This is a genomic window from Nocardioides humilatus (assembly GCF_008373755.1).
Taxonomy (GTDB): Bacteria; Actinomycetota; Actinomycetes; order Propionibacteriales; family Nocardioidaceae; genus Nocardioides; species Nocardioides humilatus.
Genome location: NZ_VUJV01000009.1, coordinates 166,437 through 182,286 on the forward strand (window position 1 = coordinate 166,437; position 15,850 = coordinate 182,286).

The following is a 15,850-nucleotide window of genomic DNA, read 5'->3' on the forward strand; positions in this document are numbered from 1 at the left end:
CCTCACGACTCCGACGTCCGCAAGACTGCGGGCGTGGAGATCGAGGTCGAGACCGTCGAGCGGCTGGTGTTCGCCGACGGGTCCCCGGTCCGCGCCGCCTCGGCGGTGGCGCCGTTCGGCGGCGGGTTCGTCGTGGTCCAGGACGACGCCACCCACGGTGCGCTGGTCCGGGAGGGCGTGACGGGCGAGGTCCGTCTCCTTCCTCCGGTCCAGGGTCTCGAGGAGTTCAGCGACGCGTCGGGGACCAAGCACCTCAAGCCCGACCTCGAGGCCGCCTGTGCCCTCGCGGTCGACGGGGCGCCGGTCCTGTTGATGGGCTCCGGGTCGCTGGCGGCGCGGAAGAGGTGGGCGCTGCTCGCGATGGTGGAGGGGCGTCCCGAGGTCGCCGTCGCGGAGATGGCGCCGCTGTACGACGCGGTCGCCGCGGCGCTGGACGTCCCGATCGACGCCCTCAACCTCGAGGGCGCGTGTCTCGTCGACGGCATGCTGCGGTGGTACCTGCGCGGTCTCCCGTCGGCCGGCCTGATGCCCGCCAGCGTGGACCTCCAGCCCCGGGAAGCCCTCGACGCCGTCCTCGGACGGATTCGGCCGGGTGAGGTGACAGTGCTGAATCCGCGCCGCTACCGGTTGGGCGAGGCCGCCGGCGTCGGCCTCGCGATCACCGACGCGGTCGGCCTGCCGGACGGCACGGTGCTGCTGAGCGCGGCCGCGGAGGACAGCCCGAACGTGCGTGACGACGGCCCCGTCGTCGCCTCTGCCCTGGTGCGACTCGACGGCAGCGACGTCGTCGACGTCACCGCGCTGCCGCTGGTCGAGGGCCGGGTGTGCAAGGTCGAGGGCCTCGCGCTCACGGAGGTCGACGGGACCCGGGTGCGGGTCATGGCCGTCGTCGACGCCGACGACCCGACAGCCCCTTCGGTGGCGCTGCGGCTCAGGGTCCGGCTCTGAACCGCTCGGTCGCGGACCTCGGTCGCCGGGCTCAAGCGAAGGTCCAGACCAACAGCTCGGTCGGCACTGCGGCGGTGACCGCGTGGTCGGGCTCGTCGGTGAAGCAGAAGGCGTCGCCGGCCTGGAGGGGCTCGGCCATCGACGACCGGAGCAGGGCGCCGGAGGCGACGTAGGCGTGCAGCCGCGCAGCGGCGGGGAGGACGAGGGTCTCGCCGGCGCCGAGCCGCGCGACGCCGTACGACGCCCCGGCGACGCCGAGCGCGAGCTCAGTGCCGCCGCCGGCGACCGGGATCAGTCCAGCGCCCGGCACGGCAGCGGCGGTGGAGCCCCGGACATAGGTCGGCGCCACACCGACCTCGTCGGGCCGCAGCCAGACCTGGACGAACCGCGCGGCCCCGTCGGCCGTGGCGAGCTCGCTGTGCCGGATGCCTGCGCCTGCGGAGAGGACGGCGACCTCGCCCGAGCCCAGGGCACCTTCGGTGCCGAGCGAGTCGACGTGCGCGAGCGAGCCCGACAGCACTGTCGTCACGATCGCGAGGTCGGCGTGCGCGTGCTCCTCGAAGCCGCGCCCCGACCCGAGCAGGTGGTCGTCGTGGCAGACCATCGGCCCGAAGGACAACCACGCCGGGTCGTAGTGCTCTCCGAACGAGAAGGCGTGCTGGGTGCGGCGCCCCTGCTCCCGCTCGACGAACCGGCTCGAACTCCTGCGGATGTCAACGCTCACACTGCAGGATTGTGCACGTGACCGCGGTGGCGCACGGGCCGAGGCTGCCCGCCAGCTTCCGCTTCGGTGTGAGCAGCACGGCCTACCAGGTGGAAGGGGCCGTCGCCGAGGACGGTCGCGGCCCCAGCATCTGGGACACCTTCTGCGCCGAGCCCGACCGCGTGACCGACGGGAGCGACGGGAGCGTCGCGGCCGACCACTACCGCCGGGCCGACGAGGACGTCGCGCTCCTGGGGGACCTCGGGGTCGGCGGCTACCGGTTCTCGATCGCCTGGCCGCGGGTCCAGCCGACCGGCAGCGGACCGGTCAACGCGGCAGGCCTCGACCACTACGACCGGCTGGTCGACCGGCTCCTCGCGGTCGGCGTCCAGCCGATGGCGACGCTCTATGCGTGGGACCTCCCGCAGCCATTGGAAGATGACGGTGGCTGGCTCAACCGGGCGACCGTGGATCGCTTCGCCGACTACGCCGCGGTGGTCGGGGAGCGGCTGGCCGACCGGGTCGAGCACTGGGTCCCGGTCAACGAGCCGAGCGTGGTCACGACGTTCGGATACGCGACGGGCGAGCATGCACCCGGCAAGCGGCTGATGCTCGACGCGACTCCGGTGGCGCACCACCTGCTCCTCGGTCACGGTCGCGCGGCGATCGCGCTCCGCGCGGCCGGCGCGACGAGCATCGGCTGTGCCAACAACCACGCCCCTGTCTGGCCGGCGTCCGACGACGACGCCGACGTGGGCGCCTCCAAGCTCTTCGACGCGTTCTGGAACGGCATGTACCTCGAGCCGATGCTCCTAGGTCGCTACCCGGTCGACCTCGAGCCGCTCCTCGACGGCGTCGTCCGCGACGGTGACCTCGCCACGATCCGCCAGCCGCTCGACTTCTACGGGGTCGACTACTACACCCCGATCAGGATCGGGGTCGCGCCCGAGGAGTCGCCGATCCCGTTCGAGTTCCGCGAGGTCGTCGGCTACCCGCGCACCGACCTGGAGTGGTCGGTGGTGCCCGAGGCCCTCCGTGAGTGGCTCATCATCTTCCGGGCGCGCCTGCGCGCGGCGCTCCCGCCGATCTACATCACCGCTGCCGGTTGCTCGTACGACGTCGTTCCCGATGCGGCCGGCGTCGTCGACGACCAGGCCCGCATCGACTTTCACACCGCCCACCTGGCGGCGGTCGCCGACGCGATCCGGCTGGGTGTCGACGTACGGGGCTATTACGCCTGGTCGTTCCTCGACGACTTCGCGTGGACGATCGGCCAGCGCGCCCGCTTCGGCCTGGTCCACGTCGACCGGGCGACCCAGGAGCGGACGAGGAAGAGGTCGTTCGACTGGTACGCCGCCCTCATCGCCGCGACCGCCACAGGCAACGACTAATCGATTGGCCGAGCGCGTCTCCGGCGTCAGCAGGGAGCAAGCGAGCTTGCGCCGGCCGTCTCCCGCCGCGCTGCCGGCTCGGACTAAGCAAGCGCCTTCGCCATTCGCCGCACGATCTCGGTGAGCCGTTCGGCGTTGGTGGCGATGTTGAGCCGCACGTGGCCGGGCAGCCCTTCGTGGAAGTCGTGACCGGGGTTGACCCGGACCCGGCCGTGCTCGAGCGCGACGGCGCTCGGGTCGTCGTGGCCATAGGCGCGCAGGTCGATCCACGCGAGGTAAGTGGCTTCGAGGGGACGCATCCGGGCGTCGGGCAGGTGCTCGGCGAGCAGCTCGGCGAGCAGGTCGCGCTGGTCGGAGAGTCGCGCACGCAGGGCGTCGAGCCAGTCGTCGCACTCGGTGTAGGCGGCGATCGCCGCGACCACGCCGAGGGGTGACCAGGAGTCGTTGCGGGCCATGGGGACAGCGAGGAGGAGGTCGCGCGTGGCGGGATCGGGGGCGATGATCTGGGCGCACTTGAGGCCCTGGGTGTTGAACGCCTTCGACCCGGCGACGATCGCGACCGCGTGGTCGGCGGTGCCCTCGAGCGACAGGTAGGGAACGTGCTGCGGTGAGCCGGCGAGCACCAGCGGCGCGTGGATCTCGTCGCTGACGACGCGGGCGCCGTGGCGGACCACGACGTCGCGGATGCCCTCGAGCTCGGCGCGGGTGAACACGCGACCCCACGGGTTGTGCGGCTGGGTGAGCAGGAGCGTGCGGGCGCCGTCGGCGAACAGCCGGTCGAGGTGGTCGAGGTCGATCTCGGCGCGCTCGGCATCGGGGTCGACGACGAGGTCGACCCGCTGCCGCCCGGTGATCTGCGCGATCGACAGCTGGGGCGGGTAGCCCGGGATCGGCATCACGACCGGGCCGTGGTCGGAGAGCAGGTCGAGTGCGAGCCGTACGCCGGCGGTGACGTCGGCCGTCGGGATCACGTCGAGCGGATCGATCTTGTGGCCGAACTGGCGGGCGGCGAAGCCGGCGTAGGCGGCGCCGAGCTCGCCGCCCTCGTCGAACGGCGGATAGCCGGTGAGGCCGCGCGCGACGGCGTCGGCCAGGGCTGCGGCGATCGGCGGGGCCCACGCGTAGTCGCTCTCCGCGACCCAGGCGGGCAGCACGTCGTCGTCGACCAAGCCCCACTTGCAGGGCAGGGCGTAGCGGAGCTCCTCGTCGGTGCGGTCCACGATCACGGGGACCACCCTAGGTCGGCTCAGGGAAGCGCGCCCTCGATCAGCAGGTGGATCTCGTCCATCGTGTCGCGCAACGGTGCGATCGACTGCTCGGCCCGGCAGAGGGCGATCGCGCCCTCGACCGACGCCACCACGAACAGCGCCAACCGCGGCGCGCGGGCCGCGTCGATGCTGGCCTCGGTCATCAGGTCGGTCAGCGTCTGCTGCCACGACGCCAGCACCTCGGTCGCGACGCTGCGCAGCTCGGCGTCGTCACCGGTCGCGACCGCGAAGACCGGACACCCGGTGGTGAACTCGGTGCTCTCGAGCAGGCTGCGCCACTCCTCGCCGAACGCGTCGAGCGCCGCCACCGGTCCGCGCTCGCGGCTGACGAGCAGACGCCGGTTGATGGCCGCACCGATCGTGCGCACGGCCTCCTCGATCAACTGCTGTCGGCCCCCGGGGAAGTGGTGGTACGTCGACCCGATCGGCACCCCCGCCTCCTTTGCGAGGTCACGCAGGCTGAGGCCGCCCACGCCGCGCGCGCCGAGCATCTGCGCGGCGCCGTAGACCATCCGGGTGCGGGTGTCGGTTGCCACCCCGGCAGTCTACGGCGCTCCTATGACGACTGTCATACGCGCGTCAGAGCGCCGCGGCGACCTCGGTGCCCTGCTCGATCGCGCGCTTGGCGTCGAGCTCGGCGGCCACGTCGGCGCCGCCGATGATCGTGCGGCCCGGCGCAGCGAGGTCGCGGACCGACTCTTGACCGGCGCAGAGGACGACGTGGTCGACCTCGATCACCTCGGTCACGCCGTCGACGGTGAGGTGGAGGCGGACGCGGTCGCCGGAGGCGGTCGGCTCGATGAGGTCGTACGACGCCCCGCTGATCTGGCGCACGTCCGACTGCTTGAGCACGGCGCGGTGCGCCCACCCGGAGGTCTTGCCGAGGCCGATGCCGATGGGCGTGGTCTTGCGCTGGATGAGGGTCACCTCGCGCTGAGCTGCGCGCGGCTTGGGCTCGGTGAGGCCGCCGCGGTGCAGGCTCGGGTCGCCGACGCCCCAGTGCGCCATCCACTCGTCGGGCGTCTCGCCCGGATCGTGGGTCAGCCACACCGACACGTCGACGCCGATGCCGCCCGCGCCGATCACGGCGACCTGGCGACCGGGCACGACCTCGCCGGACAGGACCTGGTCGTAGCGCAGCACGCGCTCGTGGTCGACGCCCGGGATGGCGGGGATGCGCGGCGTCACGCCGGAGGCGAGCACCACGTCGTCGTACGACGCCAGCTCGGCGTCAGTCGCGACCGTGTTGAGACGCACGTCGACGCCCAGCACCTCGAGGCGGCGACGGTAGTAACGGAGCGTGTCGCGGAAGTCCTCCTTGCCGGGGACCGCCATCGCGAGACGGAACTGACCGCCGATCTCCGAGGACTTCTCGAAGAGGGTGACCCGCAGGCCGCGCTCGGCGGCCGACACCGCGGTGGCGAGGCCCGCCGGTCCGGCGCCGACCACAGCGACGGAGCGCCGGGTGCGGGTCGGGGTGAGGACCAGCGTGGTCTCGCGGCCGGCGCGCGGGTTGACCAGGCAGGAGGCCTTCTTGTTCTTGAACACGTGGTCGAGGCAGGCCTGGTTGCAGGCGATGCAGGTGTTGATCTCGTCGGCGCGCGCCTCGGCGGCCTTGTTGACGAACTCCGGGTCGGCCAGCAGCGGCCGCGCCATCGAGACCAGGTCGGCCTTGCCTTCGGCGAGGATGCCCTCGGCGATCTCGGGGGTGTTGATGCGGTTGGACGCGCAGACCGCCACCGACACCTCGGCCTTGAGACGGGCGGTGTAGTCGATCCAGGCGCCGCGGGGGACCTGGGTGATGATCGTGGGGACGCGCGCCTCGTGCCAGCCGATGCCGGTGTTGAGCACGGTGACGCCGGCGTCCTCGAGCTTGTGGGCGAGCTCGATGGTCTCGTCCCAGGTCTGGCCGTCCTCGACCAGGTCGAGCAGGGAGATCCGGTAGACGATCGGGAAGTCGGCGCCCACGAGCTCGCGGGCCCGGCGCACGATCTCGACGGGGAAGCGCATCCGCTTCTCGGCGGTGCCTCCCCACTCGTCGGTGCGGTCGTTGACCCGCGAGGTGAGGAACTGGTTGATGAGGTAGCCCTCGGAGCCCATGATCTCGACCGCGTCGTAGCCGGCCTTCTTGGCCAGTGCGACCGACTGCGCGAAGTCGCTGGCTGTGCGGTCGACGTCCTTGGTGGAGAGACGGCTGGGCTTGAACGGCGTGATCGGCGACTTCTTGCTCGACGCGGAGACGTTGAGCGGCGAGTAGCCGTAGCGACCGGCGTGCAGCACCTGCAGCGCGATCGCGCCGCCCTCGGCGTGCACCGCGTCGGTCACCTGCTCGTGGCGGGCGGCGTGCATCCGGCTCGACATCTGCGAGCCGAACGGCTTGAGCCAGCCGCGGACGTTGGGGGAGAAGCCGCCGGTGATGATGAGGCCGACGCCGCCCTTGGCGCGCTCGGCGTAGAAGGCCGCCAGCTTCGGGAGGTCCCAGCGGTGATCGTCGAGACCCGTGTGCATCGAACCCATCACCACGCGGTTGCGCAGCGTGACCGGGCCGAGGGAGATCGGCTCGAGCAGGTGGGGGTAGGGGCTGGTCACTGGTGTGCCTCCAGATATTCGGTGAGCCATGCGATCCACGTCTCCTCCATGAGGATGCCGCCGCGGAGCACGAGGTACTGGTCGAGCTCGAGCCCGGCCAGAGAGTGGGGTGCGGGATAGTCCCGCTTCATCAGCTGTCGGTAGTGGTCGAGCCGGGCGTGGTGGTCGACCAGCCGAGCGCGTACGACGTCCAGCACCGCCCCCGGCTCTCCGAACGACGCTCCGCGGAGCTTGACCGCGAGGTCGCTGCGCAAGGGTGTGTCGGGGGTGGGCTCGGCGAGCCAGTCCGCCAGCGCGGTCGCGCCGAGCGGGGTGACGTCGTAGACCTTCTTGTCGGGCCGGCCCCGCTGGGCGACGGTCTCGACCCGCACCCAGCCGTCGGTCTCCATGCGCCCGAGGACGCGGTAGATCTGCTGGTGCGTCGCGCTCCAGAAGAATCCGATCGACCGGCCGAAGCGCTGGGCGAGCTCCAGCCCCGACGCAGGCTGCTCACGCAGTGCGACGAGGAGGGCGTGGTCGAGGGCCATGGCAGCAGTGTGCGCTACCTATGCAACTAGTTGCAAGCTAGGGTGATCAGGGTCTCTTGATCACCAAGGTGATCGTGTCGCGGTCGCCCTTGGCGGAGATGAGTCGCACCTTGCAGGTGGTTGATCCCGTCGTACGACGCAGCGGCTTGATGATCACTCGCAGATTGCGGCCGTCTTCGGGGTAGAGAAGTCCTGTCCGGAAGCCGGCTCCTGTGACTTTCTCCGTGACCTCGACGAAGGGGCCATCGAAGTCGTAGTACCGGATCGAGTAGCCGTCGTGACTCCCACAACCCGTCACTGTCATGTTTTGTGCGACCTCGCCGTCGTTCTGCGGGTTGAAGATCACGTTCCTCGGCTTGGTGCCCTCCACCGTCACGAGCAGTCGTTGTCCGCGCTTGCCGTAGCGGTCGTCACCCAGGAGGGCGGGATTGTGGAAGTAGCGCGCTCGAGCATCGGGCTGGAAGGTCGGGGCCCACGCAACGGCCCCGTCGTGCCGGGTGCCGTCGAACGCATCGTTGGTCTCCCCGCCGACGTACAGGCCGTCCCAGCCCATGGCGACGCTCGTCGGGTCCAGCCCCGGCAGGCCCTGGTACCAGGTGTGCGCGCCCGTCGGCGAGAAGGCGACGAGCTGAGAGTTGGACACGACGACGACCGCGGACCCGTCCCAAGCCACGTCGATCGCGTCGTAGTCGAAACCCTCGCCCTCGTAGATCCTGGCGCCCCACAACCGCGTGCCGTTCGGGTCGACGGCGGTGATCAGTCCGATGTAGCGGTAGTCGTCGAAGTCGATCGACCAGCGGGTCACGAAGATGTTGGTGCCGTCGGTTGCCAGCCCCGTGGCTCCGCCGAAACTCGGGGTGCCTGCCCAGTTCTGGCTCCCGTCGGCCGGGTCGAGGCTGACGAGTGCGGTCCCCTCGTCGCCCTCCTCCCAGAAGACGACGGTGGAGACGACGACCTGATCGCTCTGGACGACGATCTGGGCTGCCTTGTTGCCGGGAACCTCGACAGACCAGTCGAGCGCGCCGTCGTGGGCGAACTTCCACACCACGGCCTGCCCGCCGATCCACCCGGCTGCGTAATAGCCGTCGTCGGCGAGTGCGACATCAGACACGCCGTCCGAGTTCGCCCCGCCGAGCGCGCTGGTCCGCACGACGTGGCCGTTGCTCTCGAGGACCATCAACCAGCCGTCCGTACCGCCCAGGGCTGGTCCTCCGATCCCGCCCTCAGAGATGCCGCCAACAACCACACGCGTGCCATCGGTCGCAACGGCGCGCGCGGCGTCCTCGCCAGGTCCGCCTATCTGCTTTTCCCACAGGGGGTGGAGGTCGTAGGACAGACCTGCGACGAAAGCGTCCCGGCCGCCGGCCGACGTCTGGCCCGCCAAGGTCCCGCCGACGTATCCGGCATGAACGACGAGGTCGCCGGCCGCGCCGACCGCCAAAGTGCTGTCGAAGTCGACCGTTCCGAGCGACTGGATCTCCTGGAAGTGTCGTATTCCGGGTGCCGCCTCGGTAGCGGGTGCGATCCCGGCCAGCAGCCCAACGCCGAGCACCGTGCCGGCCACGACCAGTGGTGGACGTTTCAGCATGGAGCCTCTCCTTGGTCAGGGGCGGGTGATGGCGAGGACGAATCGGTCGCGCTCGTCCGCCGATGGTGACGTGACCGTGACGGCGCAGGTCGTCGCTCCCGTCGTACGACGGCGAGGGGTGATGACGACGGTGAGACTCTGCTGCCCGGCTGGTGCCAGCGCGCGCGTGCGCCAACCCGAACCGGTGACGGAGTCGGTCACGTTGCGGCCGTTGGGGTCGAGGTATCGGACGGCGTATCCGGAGTGGCTCGCGCACCCGGTCACGCGGAGTCGTTGGCCGATCTCGCCGTCGTTCTGCGCGCTGAGGACAGCCGACCGTGGCTTGACACCCTCCACGGTGAAGGGCAGCCGCTGCCGGCCGGCGTAGACGTCGTCGCCGATCAGCTCGTCGCTGTGCAGGAAGCGGGCACGCGCGTCGGGCTGAAGAACGACGTAGCGCGACACGATGCCTTCCCAGTCGGTGGGTCGGTTCGGGTGTTGGGCGTTGCCGCCGACGTACAGCCCACCCGGGCCGAAGACGGCGGCGCGCGTGTCGTAGTAGCCGGGGGGGAGGACCCGCCAACCCCGGTGGCCATCAGCGTCGAACGCGATCAGCTCGGCCTCGAGGGCGATCCTGGCCGAGACGATCAGGGAGTTCCCGTCCCACACCAGGGCATTCGCCTCCGTCCAGGTGTCCGGGCCGGGTAGATCGTCGGCGACGTAGATATCGCGACTCCAGCGGGGCGCGCCCTCGCTGTCGTACGACTCGATCTCGGCGAAGCCGTCCTCGTAGGACTGACCGGCCGCGAACACCGAGGTGCCGTCAGTTGCGAGCACCGGTGCGGTGCGCCCCACAGGTGGCGTCGACCAGTCGATCGCTCCGGTCTCGGCGTCCAGTGCCACGATGCGGGAGGCGTCGTCCCACAAGCGCTCCTCCGCGACGATGACGCGGTCACCCATCAAGGCGAGGTCGGTCGCCGAGTTGCCAGTGACGTGGACCAACTCCGTGTCCCAGAGCAGGTCGCCGGCACGGTCGTACTTCCAGACGGTGGCGATCCCGGCGATCCGACCGGCCGCGAAGATCGCGTCGTCAGTGACCTCGATCGCGCAGATCTTGTCCCCGTCGAGATCGCCCGTCTGACGAGTCCACAACGGGGTTCCGTTCTCGTCGTAGACCTGGAGCCACGCGTGGCCGACCGCGTCGTCTGGATCGAGGTCCGAGTAGGTCGATCCACCCGCGGCGACGATCTGCCCGTCGGTGCCGACGGCTTCGGCAGTCGTCAGGTTGCCGCTGAGCGGCACGTCCCACAGGGGTGTCAGGTCGGGACGGAGTGCGCGCACGAAGCCGACCACCGATGACGCTCCGATCGACAGTCCGGCGACCGCCACGAGATCGTGGCGCGCGGCCACCGCGTAGACGCTGTCGTCGCGCCGAGTGCTCCACCGGTTCTCCGAGAGGTAATGGCGGGCTCGCGTCTCGGGGCCACCGTCGGGATCGGCGACATCACGCTGGGCGGCGGGAGCGGATGTAGGTAGGAGGATCGTGACCGCGAGCGCGCTGGCCACGAGGAGCACGGTTGGACGCCTCATCGACCTCACCTCGAATCGGGGGAGCCTGCCCGGAGTGGATCTTTCGAGGTTAAGGAGTGAGCGTCGTGCTGGGTAGCGCCGATCGGATGATCTCTCGGCTCGTGACCCACGCGTCGGCTGTGCGCTCTACGATCCCGCATGCGCCTGCTCCGTAGCCACCGCTCCCTCGCCGCTCTCGCCGCCGCCAGCATCGCTGCAGCTGCCCTGACCGCTTGCGCGGCCGAGGACAAGGCGGAGGACAAGACGGGACAGGTCGCCGACGCCGACGAGTGCGCGACCGAGGACCTGGTGCTGAGGACCCCGGGGGTCTTGACGATCGCCACCGACTCGCCGGCCTACGACCCGTGGTTCTCCGACAACGACCCGACCAACGGCAAGGGCTTCGAGGCCGCCGTGGCCTACGCGATTGCCGACGAGCTCGGCTTCGACAAGGGCGACGTGAAGTGGATCAAGGTCGGCTTCAACAGCCTGGCCAAGCCCGGCGACAAGGACTTCGACTTCGACATCAACCAGGTGTCGATCTCGGCAGAGCGCGACAAGGTCATCGACTTCTCCGAGGGCTACTACTCGGCCGCCCAGGCGCTGATCGCGCTGAAGGGCAGCCCGGCTGCCGAGGCCACCAGCGTCGAGGACCTCAAGGGCCTCAAGCTCGGTGCCCAGACCGGCACCACCTCGCTGACGGCGATCCGAGAGGTCATCCAGCCTGATGAGGACCCCGCGGTCCTCGACGACACCAACGTGGCCAAGCAGCAGCTCCAGAACGGGCAGCTCGACGCGATCGTCGCCGACCTGCCGACCGCGCTCTACATCAGCGCCGTCGAGATCCCGGACTCGACCATCGTGGGTCAGTTCCAGGTCGAGACCGACCAGACCGAGCAGTTCGGCCTCGTCTTCCAGCAGGGCAGTGAGCTGCTGCCGTGCGTCAACCTCGCGATCGAGACCCTCAAGGACGACGGCACGCTCGCCGACATCGAAGAGGAGTGGCTCGGCAGCGACGCGATGAACGTGCCCGTGCTGCAGTGAGCTCGCCGGCGCCCTGGGCGCCGAGCCCGCGCGAGCTCGAGCGTCGCCGCACCCGGACGCGCCAGCGCCGCAACCGGGTGTTGATCGCCACGACGGCCACGGTCGTCGTGATCGGTGGGTTGGCGGCGGCGGTCGTCTTGTCGCCGGGGTGGCCACGGGTGAGGGAGTCGTTCTTCGACGGCTTCCACGCCCGCAAGTCGCTGCCGGCGATCGTCGACGGCTTCTGGATCAACGTGAAGATGTTCCTCATCGCGGAGCCGCTGATCCTCGTGATCGGCCTGGCGATCGCCGTCACGCGCGTGGCGCGCTCGCCGTGGCTGGTGCCGCTGCGCGGCCTCGCCGTCGTCTACACCGACGTCGTGCGCGGCGTCCCGACCCTCCTCCTGGTCTTCCTCTTCGCGTTCGGCATCCCGGCGCTGGAGCTGCAGGGACTTCCCGATGGCGCCTTCTTCTGGGCGACCGCCGCACTCGTCGTCTCCTACTCGGCCTACGTCGCCGAGGTGTTCCGCTCCGGCATCGAGTCCGTCCACCCCTCGCAGGTGCTCAGCGCACAGGCGCTCGCGCTCACCCGTGGTCAGGCCCTCCGACACGTCGTCGTGCCGCAGGCCGTCCGGCGCGTCGTACCGCCGCTTCTCAACGACTTCGTCTCGCTGCAGAAGGACACGGCACTGGTCGCCTCGGTGTCGATCTTCGACGCGCTCTTCACCGCGCGCGACTACGCCAACTACAACTTCAACTACACGCCGTACGTCGTCGTCGCCTGCTTCTTCGTCGCGATGACCGTGCCCTTGGCGCGGCTCTGCGACTGGCTCGCGGCCCGGGTGGCCCGGCGCGAACGAGCAGGTGCGCTGTGACCGGCCAGGTGACCACACCGGTGATCGAGGTGCGCGGCCTGCGCAAGACGTACGGCGACCGGGTGGTCCTCGACGACGTCTCGCTCTCGGTCGAGGCCGGTGACGTGGTCTGCCTGATCGGCTCGTCCGGGTCGGGCAAGTCCACCCTGCTGCGCTGCCTCGACCTGCTCGAGGAGATTGACGACGGCGTCATCGGGTTCGACGGTCGCGAGATCTCCGATCCGCTCGTCGACCCGCGTGAGGTGCGTCGGTCGATCGGCATGGTCTTCCAGGCCTACAACCTCTTCCCGCACCTGTCCGTCCTCGCCAACTGCACCCTCGCTCCCCGCAAGGTGCACGGGCTCGGCAAGGCGGAGGCCGAGGCTCGGGCACGCGAGCTGCTGGAGCGCTTCGGGCTCGGTGAGCATGTCGAGCAGCACCCCGACCGGCTGTCCGGAGGTCAGCAGCAGCGCGCCGCCCTGGTGCGGGCGCTCTTCACCTCGCCGCGCCTGCTGCTCCTCGACGAGATCACGGCCGCGCTCGACCCCGAGCTGGTCGGCGAGGTGCTCGACATCGTGCGCGAGCTCGCGCACGGCGGCACGACGATGGTCCTCGCCACGCACGAGATGGCCTTCGCCCGCGAGGTCGCGACCAAGGTCTGCTTCCTCGATGGCGGGCGGATCATCGAGTCGGGTCCGCCCGAGCAGGTGCTGGTCGCGCCGGAGCAGCCACGGACCCGGGAGTTCCTGCGGCGGGTGCTGCCGCAGTGATCTGAGGCGCCGGTCAGCGCTTGCCGAAGTCCTGGGTCCAGTACACCGTGCCGTTGGCCGAGCGCGCGAAACCGACCCCGGTCTGGCGGAAGTTGCAGTTGAGGATGTTGGCGCGGTGGGTCCGGCTGTTCATCCATCCCTGCACGACGTCGGCGGGCGTGGTGTAACCGAACGCGATGTTCTCGCCGACCAGTCGCCATCCGGTGTAGCCGGCGGCAGTGATGCGCGCACCGAGACCCGCCTCGCCGGGGAGCTGGTGGGACAGCGTGCCGCTGTCGCCCGCGGCCGCCATCTTGCGCGTGTGGATCTGGGCGGCGCGTCCGAGCGCGGGATTGCTGCCGAGGGCCCGACATCCGTGGTCGGTCCGCTTGTTGTTGATGAGCTCGATCACCCGCTCGCGCAGTGTCACCACGCGCGCGGCCTGGTGGACGCTGCCAGCGCGATGAGTGCCTCGGTCCCCTGACGTCGATGCAGCCGACGATGCGGTCGTGGAAGGTGCAACCAGAAGAGCGGCCGCGAGAACCACGACCAGCGAGAGGAGCTTGCGCATCTGACCAGTTTGAGCGCTCGGGACCCTCGCTGTCATCGGTTCGGCCCAACCCGTGGGCACCTGATCTAGGCTCCATCCTCGTGAGCATCCTGGACGACGCCCGCGAGGGCATGGACACCGACATCCGGCCGCAGGACGACCTCTTCGGCCACGTCAACGGTCGCTGGCTGGTCGAGACGGAAATCCCGTCGGACCGATCCAGCTGGGGACCCTTCGTGCAGCTCGCGGACGTCTGCGAGCAGCAGGTCCGCGACATCATCACCGACCTCGCGGCGAGCGCCGCGGGTGCTGCGGGGAGCGAGGAGGCGACCAAGATCGCCGCCCTCTTCAACTCCTTCATGGACACCGAGCGCATCGCGACCCTCGGGGTCGGTCCGATCCAGGCGCTGCTCGACGCGGCCAACGGACTGCGTGACGTCCGCGACCTCGCCGCTTACCTCGGCGAGTTCGAGCGGATCGGAGGCCACGGCGTCTTCGGCTCCTACGTCGACACCGACGACCGCAATTCCGACCGCTACCTCTTCCACATCGCCCAGGGCGGCCTGGGCCTGCCCGACGAGAGCTACTACCGCGACGAGAAGTTCGCTGAGATCCGCGAGGCCTACGTGGCCTACCTCGGCAAGCTCCTCACCCTGGGCGCGCACCCCGACCCCGAGGGCGCCGCGCAGCGGATCCTCGCGCTCGACACCGAGATCGCCAAGGGCCACTGGGAGCGCGCCGACACCCGCGACGTGCAGAAGACCTACAACCTCCGCACGGCCGACGAGCTCAAGGCTCTGTGCCCGGCGTTCGACTGGGACGCCTACATCACCAACCTCGGTGGGCACCTGACCGGCGAGCACGCGACGATCGCTGAGGTCTGCGTCCGCCAGCCGTCGTACCTCGAGCACCTCTCGACCGTGCTGACCTCGACGCCGATCGAGACCTGGCGCGAGTGGATGTACAGCCGCGTGCTGCGGTCGGCGGCGCCGTACCTCCCCGACGAGTTCGTCGAGACCAACTTCGACTTCTACGGCCGCACCCTGTCGGGCACGCCCGAGCTCCGCGCCCGCTGGAAGCGCGCGGTCTCCTTCGTCGAGGGCGCGGTGGGCGAGGCGGTCGGCAAGGAATATGTCGCCCGGCACTTCCCGCCGCAGTCCAAGGCGCTGATGGACGACCTGGTGGCCAACCTGCTGGCGGCTTACCGCCAGTCGATCAGCCAGCTCGACTGGATGACCGCGGTGACCAAGGAGAAGGCCTACGACAAGCTCGCGACCTTCCGACCGAAGATCGGCTACCCCGAGAAGTTCCGTGACTACTCCGGACTCTCGGTGAGCCCGCACGACCTGGTCGGCAACGCCCAGGCGTCCGCTGCGTTCGAGACCGACCGCCACCTCGGCAAGATCGGCTCGCCGGTCGACCGCGACGAGTGGTTCATGCTGCCGCAGACGGTCAACGCCTACTACAACCCGGGCACCAACGAGATCTGCTTCCCGGCCGGCATCTTGCAGAAGCCGTTCTTCAGCCCCGACGCTCTCGCCGCGGAGAACTACGGTGGCATCGGTGCGGTGATCGGCCACGAGATCGGCCACGGCTTCGACGACCAGGGCGCGCAGTACGACGGCGCCGGCAACCTCAACGACTGGTGGACCCCGGACGACAAGGCCGCCTTCGAGGTGAAGTCGAAGACCCTGGTCGAGCAGTACGACGGATTCTCGCCCCGCAACCTGCCCGGCGAGATGGTCAACGGCTCGCTCACGGTCGGCGAGAACATCGGCGACCTCGGCGGTCTGACCATCGGTCACAAGGCGTTCGTCATCGGTGAGCGCGCCGCGGGCGAGGAGCCGACCCTCGAGGACCGTCAGAAGCTCTTCATGAACTGGGCCTTCGTCTGGCGCACCAAGCGCCGCGAGGAGCAGGAGCGCCAGTACCTCACCATCGACCCGCACAGCCCGCCGGAGTTCCGCGCCAACATCGTGCGCAACCTCGACGAGTTCCACGAGGTCTTCGCGACGGCGCCGGGCGACGGCCTCTGGCTCGACCCGGCCGACCGGGTCCGGATCTGGTAGCCGGATCGGTCGAAAAAGTGAGGGTTAGCGGCCAGAATGTGTG

At 70.1% G+C, this 15,850-nt stretch carries 14 protein-coding genes; 6 read left to right on the forward strand and 8 right to left on the reverse strand.

The genetic code is table 11. The features are described from left to right. The first annotated feature begins 33 nt into the window (after positions 1 to 33). Positions 34 to 948, forward strand: coding sequence for a DUF6910 family protein (locus tag F0U44_RS21295; RefSeq protein ID WP_149730390.1), 915 nt, complete (start codon positions 34 to 36; stop codon positions 946 to 948). A gap of 31 nt (positions 949 to 979) precedes the next feature. Here the strand turns inward: F0U44_RS21295 and F0U44_RS21300 are convergent, their stop codons facing one another. Continuing rightward, entirely contained in the window at positions 980 to 1,672 is a 693-nt protein-coding gene (locus F0U44_RS21300) for a pirin family protein (protein WP_149730391.1), read from the reverse strand. Positions 1,673 to 1,689: 17 nt separating this feature from the next. Between F0U44_RS21300 and F0U44_RS21305 the strand changes: the two genes are divergently transcribed. Continuing rightward, positions 1,690 to 3,042 (forward strand): GH1 family beta-glucosidase, encoded by a 1,353-nt coding sequence (locus tag F0U44_RS21305; protein ID WP_246160739.1) that lies wholly within the window; start codon positions 1,690 to 1,692, stop codon positions 3,040 to 3,042. Positions 3,043 to 3,125: 83 nt separating this feature from the next. Here the strand turns inward: F0U44_RS21305 and F0U44_RS21310 are convergent, their stop codons facing one another. Genes F0U44_RS21310 through F0U44_RS21335 form a run of 6 tightly spaced genes read right to left on the reverse strand, consistent with a single transcriptional unit; the run spans position 3,126 to position 10,583 of the window. Further along, entirely contained in the window at positions 3,126 to 4,268 is a 1,143-nt protein-coding gene (locus F0U44_RS21310; protein ID WP_188113609.1) for a MalY/PatB family protein, read from the reverse strand. Positions 4,269 to 4,288: 20 nt separating this feature from the next. Then, a complete protein-coding gene (locus F0U44_RS21315) occupies positions 4,289 to 4,846 on the reverse strand; it encodes a TetR/AcrR family transcriptional regulator (protein ID WP_149730393.1) in 558 nt (185 codons plus the stop codon). A gap of 43 nt (positions 4,847 to 4,889) precedes the next feature. Further along, positions 4,890 to 6,899: an NADPH-dependent 2,4-dienoyl-CoA reductase gene (locus F0U44_RS21320; protein ID WP_246160740.1), complete on the reverse strand. Its 2,010-nt coding sequence runs from the start codon at positions 6,897 to 6,899 to the stop codon at positions 4,890 to 4,892. After that, on the reverse strand, positions 6,896 to 7,426 hold the full coding sequence (locus tag F0U44_RS21325) for a PadR family transcriptional regulator (protein ID WP_149730395.1): 531 nt from the start codon (positions 7,424 to 7,426) through the stop codon (positions 6,896 to 6,898). The genes F0U44_RS21320 and F0U44_RS21325 overlap by 4 nt, the downstream gene beginning before the upstream one ends. 46 nt (positions 7,427 to 7,472) lie before the next feature. Then, the gene (locus tag F0U44_RS21330; protein ID WP_149730396.1) at positions 7,473 to 9,014 is read right to left on the reverse strand and encodes a hypothetical protein; all 1,542 of its coding nucleotides are present in this window, start codon (positions 9,012 to 9,014) and stop codon (positions 7,473 to 7,475) included. Positions 9,015 to 9,029: 15 nt separating this feature from the next. Next, entirely contained in the window at positions 9,030 to 10,583 is a 1,554-nt protein-coding gene (locus F0U44_RS21335; protein WP_149730397.1) for an outer membrane protein assembly factor BamB family protein, read from the reverse strand. A 138-nt stretch (positions 10,584 to 10,721) separates the two neighbouring features. Here F0U44_RS21335 and F0U44_RS21340 point away from each other — a divergent pair, with 138 nt between their 5' ends. From F0U44_RS21340 to F0U44_RS21350, 3 genes are read left to right on the forward strand one after another with little or no spacing between them, the layout of a single operon-like run. Beyond that, positions 10,722 to 11,606, forward strand: coding sequence for an ABC transporter substrate-binding protein (locus tag F0U44_RS21340; RefSeq protein WP_149730398.1), 885 nt, complete (start codon positions 10,722 to 10,724; stop codon positions 11,604 to 11,606). Next, the gene (locus F0U44_RS21345; RefSeq protein ID WP_149730399.1) at positions 11,603 to 12,460 is read left to right on the forward strand and encodes an amino acid ABC transporter permease; all 858 of its coding nucleotides are present in this window, start codon (positions 11,603 to 11,605) and stop codon (positions 12,458 to 12,460) included. Before F0U44_RS21340 ends, F0U44_RS21345 begins: the two co-directional genes overlap by 4 nt. Continuing rightward, positions 12,457 to 13,209, forward strand: a complete 753-nt coding sequence (locus F0U44_RS21350; RefSeq protein WP_246160741.1) for an amino acid ABC transporter ATP-binding protein — start codon at positions 12,457 to 12,459, stop codon at positions 13,207 to 13,209. The genes F0U44_RS21345 and F0U44_RS21350 overlap by 4 nt, the downstream gene beginning before the upstream one ends. 13 nt (positions 13,210 to 13,222) lie before the next feature. Here F0U44_RS21350 and F0U44_RS21355 read toward each other — a convergent pair whose 3' ends face one another. Continuing rightward, positions 13,223 to 13,759: a CAP domain-containing protein gene (locus F0U44_RS21355; RefSeq protein ID WP_223163788.1), complete on the reverse strand. Its 537-nt coding sequence runs from the start codon at positions 13,757 to 13,759 to the stop codon at positions 13,223 to 13,225. Positions 13,760 to 13,839: 80 nt separating this feature from the next. Here F0U44_RS21355 and F0U44_RS21360 point away from each other — a divergent pair, with 80 nt between their 5' ends. After that, positions 13,840 to 15,807: a M13 family metallopeptidase gene (locus F0U44_RS21360; RefSeq protein WP_149730401.1), complete on the forward strand. Its 1,968-nt coding sequence runs from the start codon at positions 13,840 to 13,842 to the stop codon at positions 15,805 to 15,807. The last annotated feature ends 43 nt before the right edge of the window (positions 15,808 to 15,850 follow it).